Origin of the sequence: Mycobacterium sp. (assembly GCF_965230835.1) — a bacterium.
Taxonomy (GTDB): Bacteria; Actinomycetota; Actinomycetes; order Mycobacteriales; family Mycobacteriaceae; genus Mycobacterium.
The window spans coordinates 3734683-3753711 of sequence record NZ_CBDDLW010000002.1 but is presented as its reverse complement, the minus strand read 5'-3'; the positions used below and the strand labels follow the sequence as shown (position 1 = coordinate 3753711).

Genomic DNA, 19029 nt, shown 5'->3' with positions numbered 1-19029 from the left:
TTCTGTAGCACCGACAGTAACCAACGGCGCTTGCTGTTTGACGGCCACACGCCCCGTTTCGTCGGCGCGTTCGCTCACAGCGTCATTCTGATTCTTCGGCGTCCTCATCAACCTCGCCAGCTTGATCAGCCTCGCCGGCCGCCGCGCCCTTGCCAAAAAGCTCACTGGTATCAATGGCGTTACCGTCGGTATCGGTCACCGTAGCCGCCTCGGCCACCGCTCTGACGGCCATTTCGCGCCGCACGTCAGCGAACATCGACTGCAGCTGGTTGTTTTCCTGAAGATAGGAAAACAGCTGCTGCGGCTCAACCCCGTATTGCCGAGACGTGGTCAACAATCGTTCAGTCAGGTCATTCTGGCCCACCTGAACCTTCAGATCATCAGCCAACGCATCTAGCACCAACTGCCGCTTGACATCTTTTTCCGAGGCGCTGCGCGCCTCGGCTTCAAACTCCTCGCGCGACGAACCTTGCTCGACGAGCGCCTCGTTGAACCTGGCTTCGTCGTGGTTGAGGGAACTGGTCGCGCTATGTATGACGCTGTCGTACTGAGCCTGCACGAAGGACTCCGGCAACGGCACGTCGACCTGCTCGAGTAAAACATCCGTCGTAGCGTTGCGAATCTGCTCTGCCTGTTGGGCGCGCTTCGCCTCGCGTACCTGATCGGCAAGATTGGCCCGCAGCTCGTCGATGGTGTCGAACTCGCTGGCTAATTGTGCAAATTCATCGTCTGGCTCGGGCAGCTCACGCTCTTTGATCGACCCGACAGTGACGGTCACTTGCGCCTCGCGGCCCGCATATTCGCCGGTAGCGAGCTTGGCTGTGAAGACCTTCGACTCGGCCGCGGACAAACCGAGCAACGCGTCGTCAAGACCGGCGATAAGCCGGCCGGAACCCACCTCGTGAGACAGGCCCTCAGCGGCGGCATTGGGCACATCCTCACCGTCGACGGTGGCCGACAAGTCGATCGATACGAAGTCACCGTTAGCCGCTGGCCGGTCCACCCCGGTAAGAGTGCCGAACCGGGCGCGCAACGACTGCAACTCGGCATCGACGTCGTCATCGCTGACCGCTATCGGTTCTACCGAGACCGCCAATGTGCTGAGGTCAGGCAGGGCGATCTGAGGGCGGATGTCGACCTCGGCAGTGAAAGCCAGGTCTTGGCCGTACTCCTTTTTGGTCACCTCAATATCTGGTCGGCCAAGTGGCCGGACCTCCGATTCGGCCACCGCCTGCCCGTACCGGCTGGGCAGCGCATCGTTGACAATTTGATCGAGCATCGCCTCCCGGCCGAACCGCGCCTCAAGCAACCTGGCCGGCGCCTTCCCAGGCCGGAATCCGGGCAACCGCACCTGTTTGGCCAACTCTTTGTAGGCCCGCTGGAAATCCGGCTCAAGCTCGGCGAAAGGCACCTCCACATTGATGCGAACCCGGGTTGGGCTCAACTGCTCGACGGTGCTCTTCACGGGTGTACTCCTTGATCTCGGTCCGGGCGTTCTGCGGTTGGAAGCCGTGCGTGCGGCATGCTGCTCCTAGTCGGGGTGACAGGATTTGAACCTGCGGCCTTCCGCTCCCAAAGCGGATGCGCTACCAAGCTGCGCTACACCCCGCGCTGACCTCGCGATCCTACGGCCCGACGGCGCCAGTCCCACACCGACCTCGCAGAGACCTCGCAGACCTAACGGAGAGGTCTCATAACGGCTTCGATTAGATTTGACGTCTTTCGCCACGTACAGTCGCGCACAACTATTACAGGCGGGCGTAGCTCAATGGTAGAGCCCTAGTCTTCCAAACTAGCGACGCGGGTTCGATTCCCGTCGCCCGCTCCGGCAAAGAAACCGCTCTAGAGAAAGGCGCCATGGGCGAGGCCGAATTCCACGGCTCCTGCGCGTCGAGTTTCGCCAGCGTGCGCGACGCGTTCGAGCGCAACTTTGCGCTGCAAAACGAGGTAGGCGCAGCTGTCGCAGTGTGGGTGGACGGGAAGCTCGTCGTCAACCTCTGGGGCGGCTCGGCCGACGCGGGGGGCAAGCGCCCCTGGCAACAAGACACACTGGCCACCGTGCTGTCTGGAACCAAGGCACTCACAGCCACCTGCGTTCACCAACTCGCCGATCGCGGCGAACTCGACCTTCAGGCACCGGTTGCCCGCTACTGGCCCGAGTTCGGCCAGGCGGGCAAGGAAAACGTCACGGTTGCCATGGTGATGAGCCACCGATCCGGCGTGATTGGACCGAACAAGAGGCTGAGCTGGGAGGACGTCGCCGACTGGAACTTTGTCTGCGAGCAGCTGGCAGCCGCGGAACCGTGGTGGGAGCCAGGCACCGCGCAGGGGTACCACATGACAACCTTCGGTTTCATTCTTGGCGAGGTCTTTCGCCGCGTCACCGGCCGCACCGTTGGTCAGTACCTGCGCACCGAGATCGCCGAGCCGCTTGGCGCGGCGATCCACATCGGAGTGCCGCCAGCACAGCAACAATTCTGCGCAGATCGGGTAAACAAGCCGCACATCCGCCAGATGCTGGGCGATGTCCAAGCCCCCGACTACCCCACCACCGTGGACGAACACCCGAAAGCCGCCCTCTCGGTAGCGATGGGATTCACCCCCGACGACGAACTCGGCTCCAACAACCTGAGGCTGTGGCGCCAGATCGAGTTCCCAGGCACCAACGGGCAGGTGTCTGCACTGGGGTTGGCAACCTTTTACAACGCGCTCGCTCAGGAACAGCTGCTTAGTCGTCAACACATGGACCTGGTCCGGGTGTCTCAGGGCGGATTCGACACCGACTTGGTGCTCGGCCGCCGAGTCGCCGACCATGGCTGGGGCTTGGGCTACATGCTCAACCAGCGCGGTACCAACGGACCAAACCCGAAGATCTTCGGCCATGGCGGCCTCGGTGGCTCATTCGGATTTGTCGACCTCGAACACCGGATCGGTTATGCATATGTGACCAACCGCTTCGACCCCAGTAAAGCCAACGCCGATCCGCGCAGTACTGCCCTCAGCAACGCGGTCTACGCAACACTCGGAGTCAAACCGAGTTAGCGAGGCTGCAGGTGCACCACCAGTCACCGTCACCGGCCCCGTTACCGATCAACGTCATGTTTGGCACGTAGGGCACCAGAACACGTTGCGGCCCTCCAGCACCGCCGTGCGAACTGTTGCTGCGCATACCCGGCATGGCTCGCCAGCTCTGCGATACACGTATGTACGAGGCCGTCCGGGACCATACGAGGGCAGACCGTGGTCGTGTTCAGGTCGCACGACCACGATCTTGCCGCGGCGCAAGCCGACCGTCATGAGCGCCACCAGATCAGCCCATGCCGTGTCAAACTCCGCCTGATCGATACTCCGACCAGCCCGGTACGGGTCGACACCGTGGCGAAATAGCAGCTCGCTGCGATAGACATTGCCTACCCCCGCGATCACAGTCTGATCCATCAGTAGCGCGCCAATAGACCTGCGGGACTTCACGATCCGGGCCCACGCCCGCGACGGGTCAGCGTCGCGACGCAGCGGGTCCGGTCCCAGCCTGGCCACCACTTCGCCAACCTGAGCCTCGTCGAGCAACTCACACACCGTCGGGCCGCGCAAATCGGTTCCGTACGCGGCGCCGACCATCCGCATCCGCACCTGCCCGACCGGTTCCGGAACAAGCGCGCCAGCTGGCTGTTCCCATTCAGTGAAAGTGCCGTAGAGCCCGAGGTGCACATGCACGACCGGACCATCGGCGTAGTGGTGGAACAGATGCTTGCCCCACGCGCCGGCGTGCAGCAAAAGACGGCCGTCAACCGCGCCGGCCCCCCGGTCGAACCGGCCTTGGGGGCTCGACACGGCGACCGGCGCACCCGCGAAACGGCGCTGGTGCAGCCGGGCTAGCCGGTGCAGGGTATGCCCTTCGGGCACGGGCTGCTCGCTGTCTCGGTATCAGGCCGAGGCGCCTGGCACAGGCGGCGCCTCGTGGGTACGTTCGTATTCGCTGAGCATGTCGATGCGGCGCTGATGCCGATCGGCTTGTGACCATGGTGTCGTCACAAAAGCATCAACGATGGCCAGCGCCTCAGCAACGGTGTGCATGCGGCCACCGATGCCGATCAGCTGCGCGTTGTTGTGTTCGCGGGCCAGCGACGCGGTCTCAACGCTCCACGCCAGCGCACAACGAGCACCCGTGACCTTGTTGGCGGCAATCTGTTCGCCGTTACCTGAACCTCCCAGCACGATACCCAGGCTGCCCGGATCCGCCACAGTCCGTGTCGCCGCGGCGATACAAAACGCCGGGTAATCGTCGTCGGCGTCGTAGTGAAACGCGCCGCAGTCGACGGGCTGGTGCCCAGATTTTTTCAAGTGCTCGATGATTTGCAGCTTGAGCTCGTATCCCGCGTGGTCAGAACCCAGGTAGACGCGCATGCTCGACATCCTTACCGAACGTTAACTCTGTGACGCAAACCCGGGCGTGTCGCTTCACAGGGTTCCCAGTCGACCGTTAGTCGTATTGGGGCGGCTCAGTGCGCGTCCGCTTGAGCTCAAAAAAGTGCGGATAAGCTGCGAAGGTTACCGAGGCATCCCAGAGCTTGCCGGCCTCCTCGCCGCGCGGAATCTTCGAAAGCACCGGCCCGAAGAACGCTACTCCGTTGACATGGATGGTCGGCGTACCGACATCCTCACCAACCGGGTCCATCCCAGCGTGGTGACTCTTGCGGAGGGCGTCATCGTATGCGTCGCTGGTGGCGGCGGCGGCCAGTTCGGCCGGCAGCCCGGCGTCGGCCAGTGAGCCCTTGATGACCTCGTCGACATCTCGGTTGCCCTCGTTGTGAATCCGGGTACCCATCGCGGTGTACAGAGGACTCAACACGCCGGCGCCATGTGCCTGCTCGGCGGCGATCGCCACCCGCACCGGTCCCCATGCCTTGGTCATTGCCTCGCGGTATTCCTCGGGCAGGTCCCGGCCTTCGTTGAGCACCGCCAAGCTCATCACATGGAAATTCACCTCGATGTCACGGACTTTTTCCACCTCCAGGATCCAGCGCGACGTGATCCAGCACCATGGGCACACGGGATCGAACCAGAAATCGGCCTGAGATTTCACGGGGGCCTTGTCAGGCATAGCGAAGTCCTCTCCTTGAGTTAAAGACAGTCAGAACACCGCCTCGCACAACCGTAGCCGCGGCCAAACTGTTCCCGCGGAGACATCCTGGCCCGCGCCGTCACCGCGGACACGTTTAAGTTGGACGCGTGGCCCTTCCTAACCTCACCCGGGATCAGGCTGTCGAACGCGCCGCGCTGATCACCGTTACCAGCTACGAGATCAACCTGGATGTGACCGACGGCTCAAACCGCAGCAGCGCTGCCAATGAGTACACCTTCCGGTCCACCACAACAGTGGTGTTCAACGCACTGGCGGGCGCCGACACGGTCATCGACATCGCCGCCGACACCATCCGCAGCGCCCGACTCAACGGTCGTGAGCTCGACGTCTCGGGCTATGACGAATCAATCGGGATCCCACTTCGCGGGCTGGCCAACAGGAACGTTGTGATCATCGACGCGGACTGTCGCTACTCCAATACGGGCGAGGGCCTGCATCGCTTCGTCGATCCCGTCGACGACGAAACCTACCTCTACTCGCAATTCGAAACCGCCGACGCCAAGCGGATGTTCGCGTGTTTCGACCAACCCGACCTCAAAGCCACGTTCGACATCCAGGTGACCGCGCCCGAGCACTGGAAGGTGATCTCCAACGGCGCCAGCACCAGTGTCGGCAACGGCGTTCATACTTTCGCCACAACCCCAAGGATGAGCACATATCTGGTGGCGCTGATCGCGGGTCCGTACGCCACGTGGAGCGACGTCTACCGAGACGAGCACGGTGAGATTCCCTTGGGCCTCTACTGCCGTGCTTCTCTGGCGCCGTACATGGACCACGAGCGGTTGTTCACCCAAACGAAGCAGGGATTCGGCTTCTACCACGAACACTTTGGCCTGCCATACGCGTTCGGCAAGTACGACCAGCTGTTTGTCCCCGAGTTCAATGCTGGGGCAATGGAAAACGCCGGTGCGGTGACATTCCTAGAGGACTACGTATTCCGCAGCAAAGTCACCCGGGCATCCTACGAACGGCGCGCTGAGACGGTGCTGCACGAGATGGCGCACATGTGGTTCGGCGACCTGGTCACTATGGCCTGGTGGGATGACCTGTGGCTGAACGAGTCTTTTGCCACCTTCGCGTCAGTGCTGTGCCAAAGCGAAGCAACTGAATTCACTGAGGCTTGGACAACGTTCGCGACTGTCGAAAAGTCGTGGGCATACCGACAAGACCAGTTGCCGTCGACGCACCCGATCGCCGCCGAAATCCCGGACCTTGCAGCCGTGGAGGTGAACTTTGATGGCATCACCTACGCCAAAGGCGCCTCGGTGCTCAAGCAGCTCGTTGCCTACGTCGGGCTGGAACACTTCCTGGCCGGTCTGCGCGAATACTTCCGCGCGCACGCGTTTGGCAACGCCACTTTCGACGATCTGCTCACCGCGCTGGAGAACGCCTCGGGCCGCGATCTATCGAACTGGGGTCAGCAGTGGCTGAAAACCACTGGGCTTAACACCTTGCGCCCGGACTTCGACGTCGACGCAGACGGAAAGTTCACCCGGTTTGCCGTGACGCAGAGCGGCGCGGCGCCCGGCGCCGGTGAGACCCGAGTGCACCGGCTGGCGGTCGGCATCTACGACGACCACGATTCGGGCGAGTCCGGCAAGCTGGTGCGGGTCCACCGGGAGGAAGTCGATGTCGCCGGTTCAACCACTGAAATCCCTGCACTGGTTGGCGTTTCGCGCGGCAAACTCATTCTGGTCAACGACGACGACCTCACGTACTGCGCATTGCGACTCGACACCGAATCGCTGCGCACCGCGCTGCACCGCATCGCCGACATCACCGAGCCACTACCCCGCACGCTAGTGTGGTCGGCGGCGTGGGAGATGACCCGCGAGGCCGAATTGCGCGCCCGCGACTTCGTGGCACTGGTGTCGGGCGGTGTGCACGCCGAAACAGAGGTCGGGGTCGCGCAGCGTCTGCTCCTGCAGGCGCAAACGGCACTAGGGTCCTATGCCGATCCTGGCTGGGCCCGCGAGCACGGCTGGCCGCAGTACGCCGATCGACTGCTGGAACTAGCACGGGGCGCCGAGCCGGGATCGGACCATCAACTCGCCTTCATCAACGCGCTGTGCTCATCGGTGTTGTCGCCTCGCCATGTGCAGACGCTGACCGGGCTGCTCGGCGCCCAGACCGCCGATCCCGCCTCAGCCGCCGACCCCGCCGAGCTGGGATTGGCAGGCTTGGAAGTCGATACCGATCTGCGCTGGCGAATCATTATTGCGCTGGCAACCGCGGGAGCAATCGACGCCGACGGGCCGCAGTCACCCAGGATTGACGTCGAAGCACAACGCGACCCGACAGCCGCCGGCAAGCGGCACAGCGCCCAGGCCCGCGCAGCGCGCCCACAGTTCGACTGCAAGGAACAAGCATTCACCACTGTGGTCGAAGACGACACGCTTGCCAACGCGACCGGCCGAGCGATGATCGCGGGCATCGCCGCGCCCGGGCAGGGCGAGCTGCTTGCCCCCCTCACCAAACGATATTTCGAAGCGATCCCGAGAGTCTGGGCGCGACGGTCCAGCGAAGTCGCGCAATCGGTCGTGATCGGCCTGTACCCCTACTCGGACATCAGCGAGGAGGCGATTGCCGCCGCCGACACGTTCCTGACCGCGCCCGAGTCCGAAGTACCCCCGCCGCTGCGCCGGCTCGTCCTGGAGGGCCAAGCCGCCGTTAAACGTGCGCTCAAAGCCCGCACCTTCGACCGAATTGACTGAACGCAGCCTTTTCGCCGGGCAGCAGAACTCAGGCCGGCGAGATCCCCGCGCTAAGCACCCGGATCGCGCTGATAAGCCCGTCGATCAGCTCACCCTGTTCGAACAACGAAGAAGCGGCCGCAACGCCCAACGGCGCCGCCGACTCGGCACCGCGACCACGCACCTGCGCGCCGTAGACCACCTCGATGACGCTCTGGTTGGGCGAAACTGCGATCAGCACCGCCTCGTTCGGCGTCGGCACCTTGGCCAAGATCTCGCGAGCCCGAGCTGCGGTATCGCTTCCCAAGTCACCTAGGTAGACGGCGAACCGCGCCTTCGACGCCCGCGAGCAGTATTTCAGCGCGTCATCTAGAGCCACGAGATCACTGATAGGAAACGGGTAGTGCACCGACAGCTCGCCTGGCTCAGTAACCGCAGACACCCGTCCACTGCTGGTGAGCACCGAGCCCATCGGCAATTCAGTGGGCTCAATCGTCGCAACATCACCAGACGCCACTTGCGCCACCTCCAACTGTGAACTCGGATGCATCGTGCGCCCCATGCCCGCCGTGGGCGCTACCAACAACCTCGTCGGTGGCGGCCCACAGGATAGGCGGATGAGTCCACTGCTCCGATAACTTGTAGGTTGCCGGGTGAGGTCCTTTGCGAGACCAGATCATCATCGCCAAAAGGATCACCAGCAACAGCGGGATTCCAACAAAGAAGAGGTGAATCTCGACAACGCTCACAACGCAAACCGTATCCCAACCATGGATTACGGCGCGCACCTAGGACCCAAGAAAGGGTCTGCCGCGACTCGGCAGGTCGAGCAGGCCGCCCAACGCCCGTATCGAGGGCCTGTTACATCCAGCCCAATCCCACCTAGGCGGCGCCTTCACCGAGGTATCGAACCCACGACGGGTCAAGCTCTTTGACTGTGGACAGCAACCGCCAGTGCCGTCCTGTTGGGGGCAGCGGCACCCGACGCAATGCCCATCCGAGTTCACCGAGCAGCTTGTCGCCCTTGCGGTGGTTGCATGTCGAACAGCAGGCAACGCAGTTCTCCCAAGAATGCTCGCCGCCACGGCTGCGCGGCACCACATGGTCAACGGTGTCTGCTTTCGCCCCGCAATAGACGCAACAGAAGCGGTCGCGGTGCATCAGTGCGGCGCGTGTCATCGGGACGCGGGCCCGGTAGGGAACCCGAACATAAGACCGCAGCCGGATCACCGACGGCACCGCGATAGACCTGGTCACCGAGTGGACAACCGGCCCCCCTGGATCATCGTGCACAACGTCGGCCTTACCACAAATCAACATGATGATCGCCCGTCGCATCGGCAGAGCGGTCAGCGGCTCGTAGGTGGAATTCAGCAGCAGCACCCTTCGGCGATTCCAGATAGACACGCTCTCGTGTCGATTGGACGCACACGTATCGACGCTATGCAGGCATGACGCGACCGCGGGCCCGGTTCCGCCGGCCGCTGCGACCGGACTGCGGTGGCTGCGGCGTTTCTTGCCATGCGCCATAGATCCTCCGCGGAACAGTCCACCATGATTCGCCGCCGACCGCACGCCAATTGCTGTGCCCAATGCGGTGTCTATTGGGTGAACAGCGGCAGATCCCCCTTTGCCAACCAGCCCGACGACACCCGACCGGCCCTCGCACCGCATCGGAATCGCTGGTGGACCACAATGGAAGAGATGGATGAGATGCCAAAGTCGTTCTATGACGCTATCGGCGGCGCCGAGACCTTCGATGCGATCGTGTCGCGCTTCTATGCGCAGGTTCGCGAGGACGAGGTTTTGCGGCAGCTGTATCCCGAAGATGACCTATCAGGCGCTGAAGACCGACTGCGCATGTTCCTTGAGCAATACTGGGGTGGTCCACGCACCTACTCGGAGCGGCGTGGCCACCCCCGGCTGCGGATGCGGCATGCCCCCTTCCGGATCACTCCCATCGAGCGTGATGCATGGTTGCGTTGCATGCACACGGCGGTGGCCTCCATCGACTCACAAACTCTCGACGACCAGCACCGCCGCGAGTTGCTCGACTATCTTGAAATGGCTGCCCACTCCCTCGTCAACTCGCCGTTTTGATGTCTGGTGAAGAATCCGGGCCAACTGACGGCCCGTGGTGGTCGAGCGCGGTGTTCTACCAGGTTTATCCGCGGTCGTTCGCCGACGGCAACGGCGACGGTATCGGCGACCTGGAGGGGTTGGCAGCCCGGCTTGAGCACCTGGATCTGCTCGGCATCGACGCCCTCTGGATCAACCCGGTCACTGTGTCCCCGATGGCAGACCACGGCTACGACGTCGCAGATCCCCGCGATATCGACCCCTTGTTCGGCGGTATGGCCGCGTTCGACCGACTGATCGCTGCCGCGCACGAACGCGGCATCAAGATCACCATGGACGTCGTTCCCAACCACACCAGTTCGTCTCACCCGTGGTTCCAGGCCGCGTTAGCTTCCGCCCCGGGCAGCCCAGCGCGGGATCGCTACTTGTTTCGCGACGGCACCGGCCCCGACGGTGATCAGCCGCCGAACAATTGGGAGTCGGTGTTCGGCGGACCGGCCTGGACCCGGGTACTCGAAGCTGACGGAAACCCCGGTCAGTGGTACTTGCACCTGTTCGATACCGAGCAGCCAGACCTAAACTGGGACAACCCAGACGTGTTCGACGACTTTGCGAAGACGTTGCGCTTCTGGCTGGAACGCGGCGTTGACGGCTTCCGTATTGACGTGGCGCACGGGATGGCGAAGCCGCCGGGCCTGCCCGACAGCCGCTATGAAACCGAGGTGCTGTGTCATACCGACGACGATCCCCGCTTCAACCACCCGAACGTCCACGCGATTCACCGCAATATCCGAGCCGTCGTCGACGACTACCCGACGGCGGTGACCGTCGGCGAAGTGTGGGTCCATGACAATGCCCGCTGGGCGGAGTATCTGCGTCCAGACGAGCTGCATCTAGGCTTCAACTTCCGGCTGACACGAGCCAATTTCGACGCGGCCGAAATCCGCGACGCAGTGCAGAACTCGCTCGACGCAACAGCGCTAGAACACGCCACACCAACGTGGACGCTAGCCAACCATGATGTGGGCCGAGAAGTCAGCCGCTACGGCGGCGGTGAGATCGGGCTGGCCCGGGCACGCGCCATGGCCATGGTAATGCTCGCCCTACCGGGCGCCGTGTTCCTCTACAACGGCCAAGAGCTTGGGCTGCCCGACGTAGAGCTTCCCGACCAAGCACTCCAAGATCCCACGTGGGAGCGCTCCGGGCACACCGAACGTGGCCGCGACAGCTGCCGGGTTCCGCTCCCCTGGTCGAGCGACGCTCCCCCATTCGGGTTCTCTACATCCACGCAGACGTGGTTGCCAATGCCAGAAGCGTGGGCAGCATTGACCGTCGAAAAACAGCTCACCGATGCTGGCTCTACATTGTCGTTTTTCCGGAAAGCACTCACATTGCGCCGGGAGCGTGCCGAGTTCAGCGGAACGACAATCGAATGGCTTACCGCGCCCAGCAATGCACTGATTTTTCGACGCGGCCGCGGCAAGCTGGTCTGCGCCCTCAACGCCGGAGCTCACCCGCTGGCGCTGCCACCCGGAGAATTGTTGCTGGCCAGCGCCGCTGTGACCGATGCCGGGCTGCCACCCAACGCCGCCGCCTGGATCGGGTAGCGCAGCCCGAAGCGCCGACTCCGCAGAAGATCAGGACACCGAAGTGCGCGGCTACTGGCGAATGGCTAGTCGTCGCATTGATCTTCGACCCGGTGTCAGCTCGACATGGTTCAGGCGCTCAGCACAACAATGTCGCCGGGTTGCCGCGACGGTCGCGTCTCATCGCTGGTGTAAATGGTCACGGGCGTAGGTTCCGTCGCAACCGACGAAAGCTATGAAGGAGGGGCTACGCCCGTGACCAAGCGAGTATCGCCGATTGAGCGTGTGCGTGTTGAGATGGATCAGTTGTTCGCCGCGACCGAGCGGCCGTTGACCGAGATTTTGGAGGAGGTCGGGCGGTTATCGGTGCGTCTGGTGTTTCAGGTCGCCGTGGAGGCCGAGGTAGAAGCAGTGTTGGGCCGAGCCCGTCACCAGCGTCGGGTTCAGGACGGCCCGGGCGGGTACCGCAATGGGTATCAACCGCCGGCGACGGTGAAGACCACGATGGGCTCGGTCGAATTATGCCGCCCGAAACTACGCGACACCGACGAGCGGTTCTGTTCGCGGCTATTCGGTGCCGGGGTGACGCGCACCCACGCTCTGGAGGCGTTGGTGATTTCGGGATGGGTGCGCGGTTTGTCGGATCGCGACATCGAGGCCGCGTTGGCCGAGGTGCTGGGCTCGCAGGCGGCGTTGTCGCGCTCGACGGTGAGCCGGATTTGTGCGGCCATCAAAGACGAGTTCGCTGCGTGGTCGTCTCGACGCCTTGATGAGCTGGTGTTGGACTACCTGTTCTTGGATGCCTCGAACTTTCGGATGCATCCCAACGCCCCGGCCGAGCCGGTGCTGGCCGCCTGGGGCATCTGCACCGACGGCAAGCCCCTGTTTATTGGGCTGGCCCCAGCCGCAGCGGAGTCGGCTGATGCGTGGGCCGACTTCTTGGCTGACCTGAGGAACCGGGGACTACGCCCGCCGCTACTGGGCATCTCCGACGGGGCGCCGGGCCTGATCGCCGCATGGGAGACCACGTTTCCGGCAAGCCTGCGTCAGCGGTGTCTGATCCATCGCTGCCGTAACGTCATCGCCAAGACACCTGTCGCGGTCCAGGACGAGATCAAAGCCGCGTTCTGGTCGATCTTCGATGACATTGACCAGCCACCCGGCCAGCAGGCCGTGGATGAAGCCACCCGCCGCGCCGAGGAGTTCACCACCACATACCGCGGGCTCTACCCAGCCGCGGTCGCTTGCCTGGCCAACGACTTCGCCTCGCTGAGCGTGCATTTGCGCTTCCCCCGCCAACACTGGACACGCATCCGCCATTCCAACCTCATCGAACGCACCTTCGGAGAATCCCGTCGCCGGGTCAAGGTCATCGGCCGCCTACCCGGCGAAACCAGCTGTCTGTCGCTGGTATGGGCCGTCCTCGACCGCGCCAGCCGCGGCTGGCGCGGAGTCACCCAAACATCAGCGACCAGCCGCCACCTCCAAGAACTACGCCACCAACTGCTCGAGCCACCCCGCCCACTGCATCCCCCCACCACAACAACCACGACCGACACCACCGCCGCGTAACATGACCACCAGGAACATGCGCCCAGCGTTTTTACACCAGTCCTAAGACGCCACCGCCGCGACGCCGGTACACCGAGCCGTACCGGGCGTCGACACGTAACCACGCCGGTAAGATCCGAACCCGGACCATTTCGTCGTCGCCCGCTTCCTCGGGTGTCTGAGACAAAAAACCCATTGCGGTTAAGGCGAAAACACAGCGCATCGGCAGCCCGACGCTGGCATCGTCGGAGCTGACTCGAATGACCTCTTGGTCGAGCAGCGAGACCGGCGGACCGTGGGAACTGCTGTGCTCCTTGGCGAGTCGTACACCGCGCTGCGCCAGATCCAGCATCACCCGCGCCGGCACATCGTCAAGGTGAGTGAAGCCCGATTCAGGGGGCAACGCGCCGCACCACGCCGAGTCCATAGAGTAGCCAGGATCGACGTAGCCCGAAGCATCCATCGCGGACAGCCCGCGCGCCAATTCTCCTGCGCCGACCGATAAATCCGAGGGCCGGGCCGTGCCCGCCACTACCCTACTGGCCAGCACGTCGAAACCCGTTGCCACCCATGCTGTGAGGAGTTCGGCCGACCGCGAGCGGATCCGGATCACCGCGGCATCGTTGAGCCGTATCGCGCGATCGACGAATGTGGCCAGATCCGTGCGATGGGCAGCCGCGGATTCCGGGCCCAGCCACAGCCCGCGCTCAACTAACGTAACCACCGTTGCAAATACTCCCTGTGGTGTGGCGACAATCGCACTAGTCGCTGCTCGTCGATGTGGAAAGCGGCCAGCTGCGATTCGGCGATGACAGCAGGTGCGGAGTCGGGGTCGGCGTTGACCGACCGCACTTCGTACCCGAGCGTGAAGTCCACGGCCCGTAGCCGCTTCACCCATATCGTCACCTGCAATGGCGAATCGGCCAGTCGCAGCTGACCTTTGTAAGTGACACGAATGTCGGCGATCAACAGGCCCGTGGATGTGATGTCGGCGGCGAATGCATCTTTGAGGAACGGGACCCGCGCCTCTTCGAGAATCGTGACCATAGTGGCATGGTTGACATGCTGGTACATGTCGATGTCGGACCAGCGCACTGGAACCGGCGCAACGAATCCCGCGCTCATCCCGGCGAACCTCGGCCGCTGGTGCGCGTCATTCGGCGGATTTGACGTGCCGCTACCGACAGCGTCGCGAGATCAGTGCCACCACTTTCGCGGATCTCATCCAGCGTCCGGCGCGCCCGCTCTACCCCGGAGGCGCTCATGTGCTCCCACTCGGCGATCTTCTCTTCACCACTCTCGTCAGGCTCCCCCACTGCCAGCACATCGAAACACAGCGACCGCAGCGAGGAGTAGATATCGTCACGAATCGCCAATCGCGCCAACGAATGCCAGCGATCCTTTCGGGGCAGTTCGGATACGGCGGTCAGTAGGGCGTCGGTACCCAGCCGGTCCATCAGGGCGAAATAGGTGTCGGCGACTTCCGCAGTGTCAGTTTCGGTAATGTCGGCGATGTCGATGATGTCGAGCAGGCTATAGCGGTACAGACCGGCTGCGACCCGGTAAGCCAGATCCTCAGGTGCACCTTGTGAAACGAAATTCGCAGCTCCCTGTTCGACAATGGCCTTGTCGTCGCCGCCCAACCACTCTGACATGCGCGGCGTCAATGCCTTGACCTTCGCGGCAAATCGGTTGATCTCAGCGCCCACCGCCAGCGGCTGCGGGCGATAGTTGAGCAACCAGCGCCCGGCACGGTCAATCAGCCGACGGGTATCCAGCGTCAAGCGGTCCGAAAGCGCGACCGGGAGGTCGGCGGTACGGATCCGCCGCCATATGTGCCCCACACCGAAGATGGCATCGGTAGCGACGTAGGTGCGAACCGCGTCGATCGGCGTGCCCCCAACATCTTCGCCGAGCCGGAAGGCATAGCTGATGCCGGCGGTATCCACCACGTCGTTGATCAACATGGTGGTGACGATCTCGCGACGTAGCTGGTGAGTGCGAATCTCGGGGGTGAAGTGATCGCGCAGCGGCGTCGGAAAGTATTGGGGCAGCCGGGACGCAAAGACGTCTTGATCCGGCAACTCGGTAGCCAAGACCTGCTCTTTGAGCGCCAACTTGACGTGCGCCATCAGCGTTGCGAGCTCAGGTGAGGTGAGCCCGATGCCCATATCCGACCGCCGCCGAATCTCTTTCTCCGACGGCAGCGCCTCCAGTTCACGGCTGATTCCATGTGCGGCGACAAGGTATCTGATCTGCAACGCATGTACCGGCAGCAGACTGGCCGCGTTGGTACGGCTAGTGCCCATCAGGTCGTTCTGGTTCTCGTTATTGGTGAGCACTAGCTGCGCGACCTCATCGGTCATCGATTCCAACAGCTGTTTACGTTCGTTGACTCTGACCTTGCCGGCGCTGACCAACGCATCGATGAGTATCTTGATGTTCACCTCGTGGTCGGAGCAGTCCACACCGGCAGAGTTGTCCAGGGCATCGGTGTTGATCCGGCCGCCGGACAGATCGAATTCAATACGGCCTAACGCCGTGACTCCAAGATTGCCACCTTCGCCGATCACCTTGACGCGCAACTGATTCGCGTTGACTCGCACTGGATCATTGGCACGATCGCCGACATCGGCGTCGGACTCTGACTCGGCCTTGATGTATGTTCCGATTCCGCCGTTGAAAAGCAAGTCAACCGGTGCCTGCAGAATCGCCCGAATCAAATTGGGCGGGGACATCTCTTCGATGTCGCCGTCGATGCCAAGCGCAGCACGGACCTGCGCGCTCACCGCGACGGCCTTCTGCTCGCGGCTGTACACTCCACCGCCATCGCTGATCAGAGACTTGTCGTAGTCATCCCAGCTGGACCGGGGCAGGTCAAACACACGTCGCCGTTCCGCCCACGAAATTGCCGCATCAGGATCTGGGTCAAGGAAGATATGCCGGTGGTCGAAAGCGGCAATCAGCTTGATGTGCCTGCTCAGCAGCATGCCATTACCAAAAACGTCGCCGCTCATGTCGCCGATGCCCACGACCGTGAAATCCTCGGTCTGAGTATCGACCCCGATTTCGCGGAAATGTCTCTTGACGGCTTCCCAGGCGCCTCTGGCAGTGATGGCCATGGCTTTGTGGTCATAGCCCACCGATCCACCGGACGCGAATGCATCGCCCAGCCAAAAGCCATAGGACTTGGCGACTTCGTTGGCGATGTCGGAGAAGGTGGCGGTGCCCTTGTCCGCCGCCACCACCAGGTATGCGTCATCGCCGTCACGCCGGACCACCTGGGGCGGCGCGTCGATCTTTCCGGTCGTGTGGTCGACGTTGTCGGTGACATCGAGCAACCCAGAGATGAAAAGCTGGTAGCAGACGACACCTTCGGCGCGAGCGGCATCGCGGTCGCCAGCAGGATCCCCAGTGGGTAACGGTGGCTGCCTCACGACGAAACCGCCTTTGGCACCGACCGGAACGATCACGGCGTTCTTCACCGCTTGCGCCTTTACCAGACCGAGGATCTCGGTGCGGAAATCGTCACGACGATCCGACCAACGCAGTCCGCCCCGCGCGACCCTACCGAAACGTAGGTGCACGCCCGCGACGCGCGGCGAATAGACGAAAATCTCGAACTTGGGGCGCGGCAGCGGCAGTTCATCGATCAGCTGAGCATCCAGTTTCAGCGCGAGCACGTCCTGGCTGCGTGCCGAGTGACTGCGAGTCACAAAGTAGTTGGTGCGCAACGTGGCCTGAACCAGCGACGCGAACGCCCGCAGGATCCGATCGGTGTCCAAACCCACCAGCGCGTCAATGTCGGCGGCCACCGCCGCAGCGGCCGCCTGAGCGTCGCGGCTTACCAGTGAATCTTCTGGCCGAGGGTCGAAAAGGGCTTCGAAAAGCGCCACCAGCGACCGCGCGGTAGTGGGGTGCTCGTTAAGCACCGATTCGATGTAAGACTGACTGTAAGGGAAACCGGCTTGTCGCAAGTACTTCGCGTAGGCGCGCAGCAGCACAACCTGTTGCCAGGTGAGCGCCGCACGCATCACCAGCTCGTTGAACCGGTCGATTTCGACCCGGCCCTGCCAGATCGCGGTGACAGCGTCAGCGAAACGCTGTGCGGTCGCGTCTCGTTCGGGACCTGGCGGCGCAAGCGGGACGGTGGGATTCGGCGAGATTCTGAACTGATAGATCCACACCGGCAGACCGTCAGGCCGGGTGACAGTAAAAGGCCGCTCTTCAAGAACCACCACGCCCATGCTCTGCAGCATTGGGAGCAACTGGCTCAGCGAGGCAGAGCGCCCACCCAAATACCAGGTCAGCTTTGCATCTCTACCGTCGTCGAGTTCAGACAACACCAATTTCGCCGAGTTGTCGACCAGCTCGTTGACGATGGCGATGTCATTGATGGCATCGTCCGGAGCAACAGCTTGCTTGTAGGCTTCGGAGAACGCGGTGGCGTAGTGCTCGGCCTCTGTCTGTCCAACGGTGCCGGTGGCCGCGGCGGCGATCAGTCGGTCTGCCCATGTTCGCGCGGCTTCGCTCAGTAGGCCCTGGATCCGGTTCCGGTTCGCGTCGGAGATATCGACCGGTGGCGAAGCGGCGTCAGCTGTGCCTTCTTCGGGCAACCGAACCATGAAATGCATAAGAGCCCAAGGGGATTCACTAACGCGCGCAGTAAACTCCAGTCGTGTACCGCCGAACTCGCGAGCCAGGATGTCCTCGATCTGCAAACGGACCGCCGTGGTGTAGCGATCACGAGGAAGATAGACCAGGCACGAGACAAAGTACTGGAGCCGATCGGCACGCAGGAATAACAATGCGCGGCGTTGGGACCCCAGATCCACCACGGCTTTCGCCATCGTGAGCAGCCTTTGGGCGCTTAGCGTGAAAAGCTCTGAGCGCGGTACGGTTTGGATGACGTCGAGCAGTAGCTGACCGGGATGGCTGGGGTCGCTCTCGGCCATCGTCAGTGCCTGGCGAACCCGGCTGGATATCGTCGGGATTTCTAGAACGTCAGCGTTCATGGCCGCAACCGTGAAAAGCCCAACGAAACGATGCTCGATGATGCTGCCGCTATTGTCGACTAGTCCGTCGACGTATTCGCGAACCGCGATCGCATACGGGTATGCGCCGTAGCGCAGGTAGCTTCCCACCCGCGCCTGAGCCAGGACCAGGAGCTTGTCGTCGTCGGTCAGCCTGGGGCGAGTCCCACTTCGGTTGCGCAGCACACCGAGCCCGCTCTCGCCGTCACCGGAAACCAGACTGCCAAGCACCTCGCAACGTTGGTAGCCGAGCAATAGAAAATTCCCTGTGCCCAGCCAACGCAGCAACGCCGCGACGTCGACGCGGTCCGGCGCGGAAAAACGTCCCCCGGAGTCGTTGTCGACGTCGGTGGCCAAATCGTTCAAGGCGGCGATCATGGCCGCCGCATCAACAGCAACCCGCTGAACGTCGGCCAGAACCTTGGGCAGTAGCAGTTCGACCTCAGCGAGCGCTTTGCGGTCGACCGAAGCGACAAGTTGCACATGTATCCAGGCTTCGCCGGCGTCGCGCGAGGCGGGGGTCGTGTTCGGCTCGACGCGCAAGAGTTCTCCGGTGGCGCTGCGGCGCACCTCGAACACTGGGTTCATGATGGCCGTATAGAACAACCCGAGCCGGTGCAACAGCACCATGACGGAGTCCATAAGCATGCTGCCGTGGGCGGTGACGACCTGCAGCGCTGGGCCGAAACCGGCGGGATCGTCGGGCGGGTAGACCGCGACACAACTTTCACCAGCGGGGCGGTGCTGACCGAGCAGATAGTGCGCGCCCAACATGGCCGGGGTGACCAACGACGCCGGCGCCCCAGAGTCGGTGGCCTGATCGGGGCCCCGATAGGTGCCGGTGTATGCCTGCGAAATCCAGTCCGGAATCTCCGAACTCTGCGCGAACGCGGTCCACGGCTGGGTGTCCCGCTGAGCTCCGGGACCGATCGTCATGTCGACTG

At 62.9% G+C, this 19029-nt stretch carries 15 protein-coding genes and 2 tRNA genes; 6 read left to right on the top strand and 11 right to left on the bottom strand.

Annotation, left to right across the window (positions count from 1 at the left end; translation table 11 throughout):
• Positions 1 to 82 precede the first annotated feature (82 nt).
• Complete coding sequence (tig, locus tag ACO07W_RS17595; protein ID WP_421845004.1) at positions 83 to 1465, bottom strand: trigger factor; 1383 nt, start codon at positions 1463 to 1465, stop codon at positions 83 to 85.
• A 70-nt stretch (positions 1466 to 1535) separates the two neighbouring features.
• A tRNA-Pro gene (locus tag ACO07W_RS17590) sits at positions 1536 to 1609 on the bottom strand.
• Between the two features lie 145 nt (positions 1610 to 1754).
• On the opposite strand from ACO07W_RS17590, the gene ACO07W_RS17585 reads away from it, so the two are divergent.
• Together ACO07W_RS17585 and ACO07W_RS17580 are read left to right on the top strand one after the other, a co-directional pair.
• Positions 1755 to 1825, top strand: a tRNA-Gly gene (locus ACO07W_RS17585).
• A gap of 32 nt (positions 1826 to 1857) precedes the next feature.
• Positions 1858 to 3042 (top strand): serine hydrolase domain-containing protein, encoded by a 1185-nt coding sequence (locus tag ACO07W_RS17580; RefSeq protein ID WP_421845003.1) that lies wholly within the window; start codon positions 1858 to 1860, stop codon positions 3040 to 3042.
• 54 nt (positions 3043 to 3096) lie between these two features.
• Here the strand turns inward: ACO07W_RS17580 and ACO07W_RS17575 are convergent, their stop codons facing one another.
• The 3 genes from ACO07W_RS17575 to ACO07W_RS17565 form a co-directional block, all read right to left on the bottom strand.
• Positions 3097 to 3903, bottom strand: coding sequence for an Fpg/Nei family DNA glycosylase (locus ACO07W_RS17575; RefSeq protein ID WP_421845002.1), 807 nt, complete (start codon positions 3901 to 3903; stop codon positions 3097 to 3099).
• Between the two features lie 21 nt (positions 3904 to 3924).
• A complete protein-coding gene (locus tag ACO07W_RS17570; RefSeq protein WP_421845001.1) occupies positions 3925 to 4404 on the bottom strand; it encodes a ribose-5-phosphate isomerase in 480 nt (159 codons plus the stop codon).
• A gap of 76 nt (positions 4405 to 4480) precedes the next feature.
• Positions 4481 to 5101, bottom strand: coding sequence for an Rv2466c family mycothiol-dependent reductase (locus tag ACO07W_RS17565; RefSeq protein ID WP_421845000.1), 621 nt, complete (start codon positions 5099 to 5101; stop codon positions 4481 to 4483).
• Positions 5102 to 5229: 128 nt separating this feature from the next.
• Between ACO07W_RS17565 and pepN the strand changes: the two genes are divergently transcribed.
• Positions 5230 to 7857 carry an aminopeptidase N gene (gene pepN / locus ACO07W_RS17560; protein ID WP_421844999.1) on the top strand — a complete coding sequence of 876 codons (2628 nt, stop codon included), beginning with the start codon at positions 5230 to 5232 and terminating at the stop codon, positions 7855 to 7857.
• A 28-nt stretch (positions 7858 to 7885) separates the two neighbouring features.
• Here pepN and ACO07W_RS17555 read toward each other — a convergent pair whose 3' ends face one another.
• From ACO07W_RS17555 to ACO07W_RS17545, 3 genes are all read right to left on the bottom strand, one after another.
• Positions 7886 to 8353, bottom strand: a complete 468-nt coding sequence (locus ACO07W_RS17555) for a DUF5130 domain-containing protein (protein WP_421844998.1) — start codon at positions 8351 to 8353, stop codon at positions 7886 to 7888.
• The gene (locus ACO07W_RS17550) at positions 8340 to 8519 is read right to left on the bottom strand and encodes a hypothetical protein (RefSeq protein WP_421846072.1); all 180 of its coding nucleotides are present in this window, start codon (positions 8517 to 8519) and stop codon (positions 8340 to 8342) included. The genes ACO07W_RS17555 and ACO07W_RS17550 overlap by 14 nt, the downstream gene beginning before the upstream one ends.
• 199 nt (positions 8520 to 8718) lie before the next feature.
• Positions 8719 to 9366, bottom strand: a complete 648-nt coding sequence (locus tag ACO07W_RS17545; protein WP_421844997.1) for an HNH endonuclease — start codon at positions 9364 to 9366, stop codon at positions 8719 to 8721.
• 183 nt (positions 9367 to 9549) lie between these two features.
• Here ACO07W_RS17545 and ACO07W_RS17540 point away from each other — a divergent pair, with 183 nt between their 5' ends.
• From ACO07W_RS17540 to ACO07W_RS17530, 3 genes are all read left to right on the top strand, one after another.
• Positions 9550 to 9936 carry a globin gene (locus ACO07W_RS17540; protein WP_421846071.1) on the top strand — a complete coding sequence of 129 codons (387 nt, stop codon included), beginning with the start codon at positions 9550 to 9552 and terminating at the stop codon, positions 9934 to 9936.
• Positions 9936 to 11522 carry a glycoside hydrolase family 13 protein gene (locus ACO07W_RS17535; protein ID WP_421844996.1) on the top strand — a complete coding sequence of 529 codons (1587 nt, stop codon included), beginning with the start codon at positions 9936 to 9938 and terminating at the stop codon, positions 11520 to 11522. Before ACO07W_RS17540 ends, ACO07W_RS17535 begins: the two co-directional genes overlap by 1 nt.
• Positions 11523 to 11798: 276 nt before the next feature.
• Complete coding sequence (locus ACO07W_RS17530) at positions 11799 to 13073, top strand: IS256 family transposase (RefSeq protein WP_421840071.1); 1275 nt, start codon at positions 11799 to 11801, stop codon at positions 13071 to 13073.
• A gap of 31 nt (positions 13074 to 13104) precedes the next feature.
• On the opposite strand, the gene ACO07W_RS17525 is transcribed toward ACO07W_RS17530, so the two are convergent.
• Genes ACO07W_RS17525 through ACO07W_RS17515 form a run of 3 tightly spaced genes read right to left on the bottom strand, consistent with a single transcriptional unit; the run spans position 13105 to position 19021 of the window.
• Entirely contained in the window at positions 13105 to 13776 is a 672-nt protein-coding gene (locus tag ACO07W_RS17525) for a hypothetical protein (protein WP_421844995.1), read from the bottom strand.
• Complete coding sequence (locus ACO07W_RS17520; protein WP_421844994.1) at positions 13764 to 14177, bottom strand: acyl-CoA thioesterase; 414 nt, start codon at positions 14175 to 14177, stop codon at positions 13764 to 13766. The genes ACO07W_RS17525 and ACO07W_RS17520 overlap by 13 nt, the downstream gene beginning before the upstream one ends.
• Positions 14174 to 19021, bottom strand: coding sequence for an NAD-glutamate dehydrogenase (locus ACO07W_RS17515; protein ID WP_421844993.1), 4848 nt, complete (start codon positions 19019 to 19021; stop codon positions 14174 to 14176). Before ACO07W_RS17515 ends, ACO07W_RS17520 begins: the two co-directional genes overlap by 4 nt.
• Positions 19022 to 19029 lie beyond the last annotated feature (8 nt).

What these genes read in the sequence shown, in the direction of transcription:
- ACO07W_RS17550 (WP_421846072.1), bottom strand. Translation starts at nt 8,519, where the DNA reads ATGATGATCTGGTCTCGCAAAGGACCTCACCCGGCAACCTACAAGTTA.
- ACO07W_RS17580 (WP_421845003.1), top strand. Translation starts at nt 1,858, where the DNA reads ATGGGCGAGGCCGAATTCCACGGCTCCTGCGCGTCGAGTTTCGCCAGC.
- ACO07W_RS17570 (WP_421845001.1), bottom strand. Translation starts at nt 4,404, where the DNA reads ATGCGCGTCTACCTGGGTTCTGACCACGCGGGATACGAGCTCAAGCTG.
- ACO07W_RS17545 (WP_421844997.1), bottom strand. Translation starts at nt 9,366, where the DNA reads ATGGCGCATGGCAAGAAACGCCGCAGCCACCGCAGTCCGGTCGCAGCG.
- ACO07W_RS17530 (WP_421840071.1), top strand. Translation starts at nt 11,799, where the DNA reads ATGGATCAGTTGTTCGCCGCGACCGAGCGGCCGTTGACCGAGATTTTG.
- ACO07W_RS17540 (WP_421846071.1), top strand. Translation starts at nt 9,550, where the DNA reads ATGCCAAAGTCGTTCTATGACGCTATCGGCGGCGCCGAGACCTTCGAT.
- ACO07W_RS17520 (WP_421844994.1), bottom strand. Translation starts at nt 14,177, where the DNA reads ATGAGCGCGGGATTCGTTGCGCCGGTTCCAGTGCGCTGGTCCGACATC.
- ACO07W_RS17565 (WP_421845000.1), bottom strand. Translation starts at nt 5,101, where the DNA reads ATGCCTGACAAGGCCCCCGTGAAATCTCAGGCCGATTTCTGGTTCGAT.
- ACO07W_RS17535 (WP_421844996.1), top strand. Translation starts at nt 9,936, where the DNA reads ATGTCTGGTGAAGAATCCGGGCCAACTGACGGCCCGTGGTGGTCGAGC.
- ACO07W_RS17515 (WP_421844993.1), bottom strand. Translation starts at nt 19,021, where the DNA reads ATGACGATCGGTCCCGGAGCTCAGCGGGACACCCAGCCGTGGACCGCG.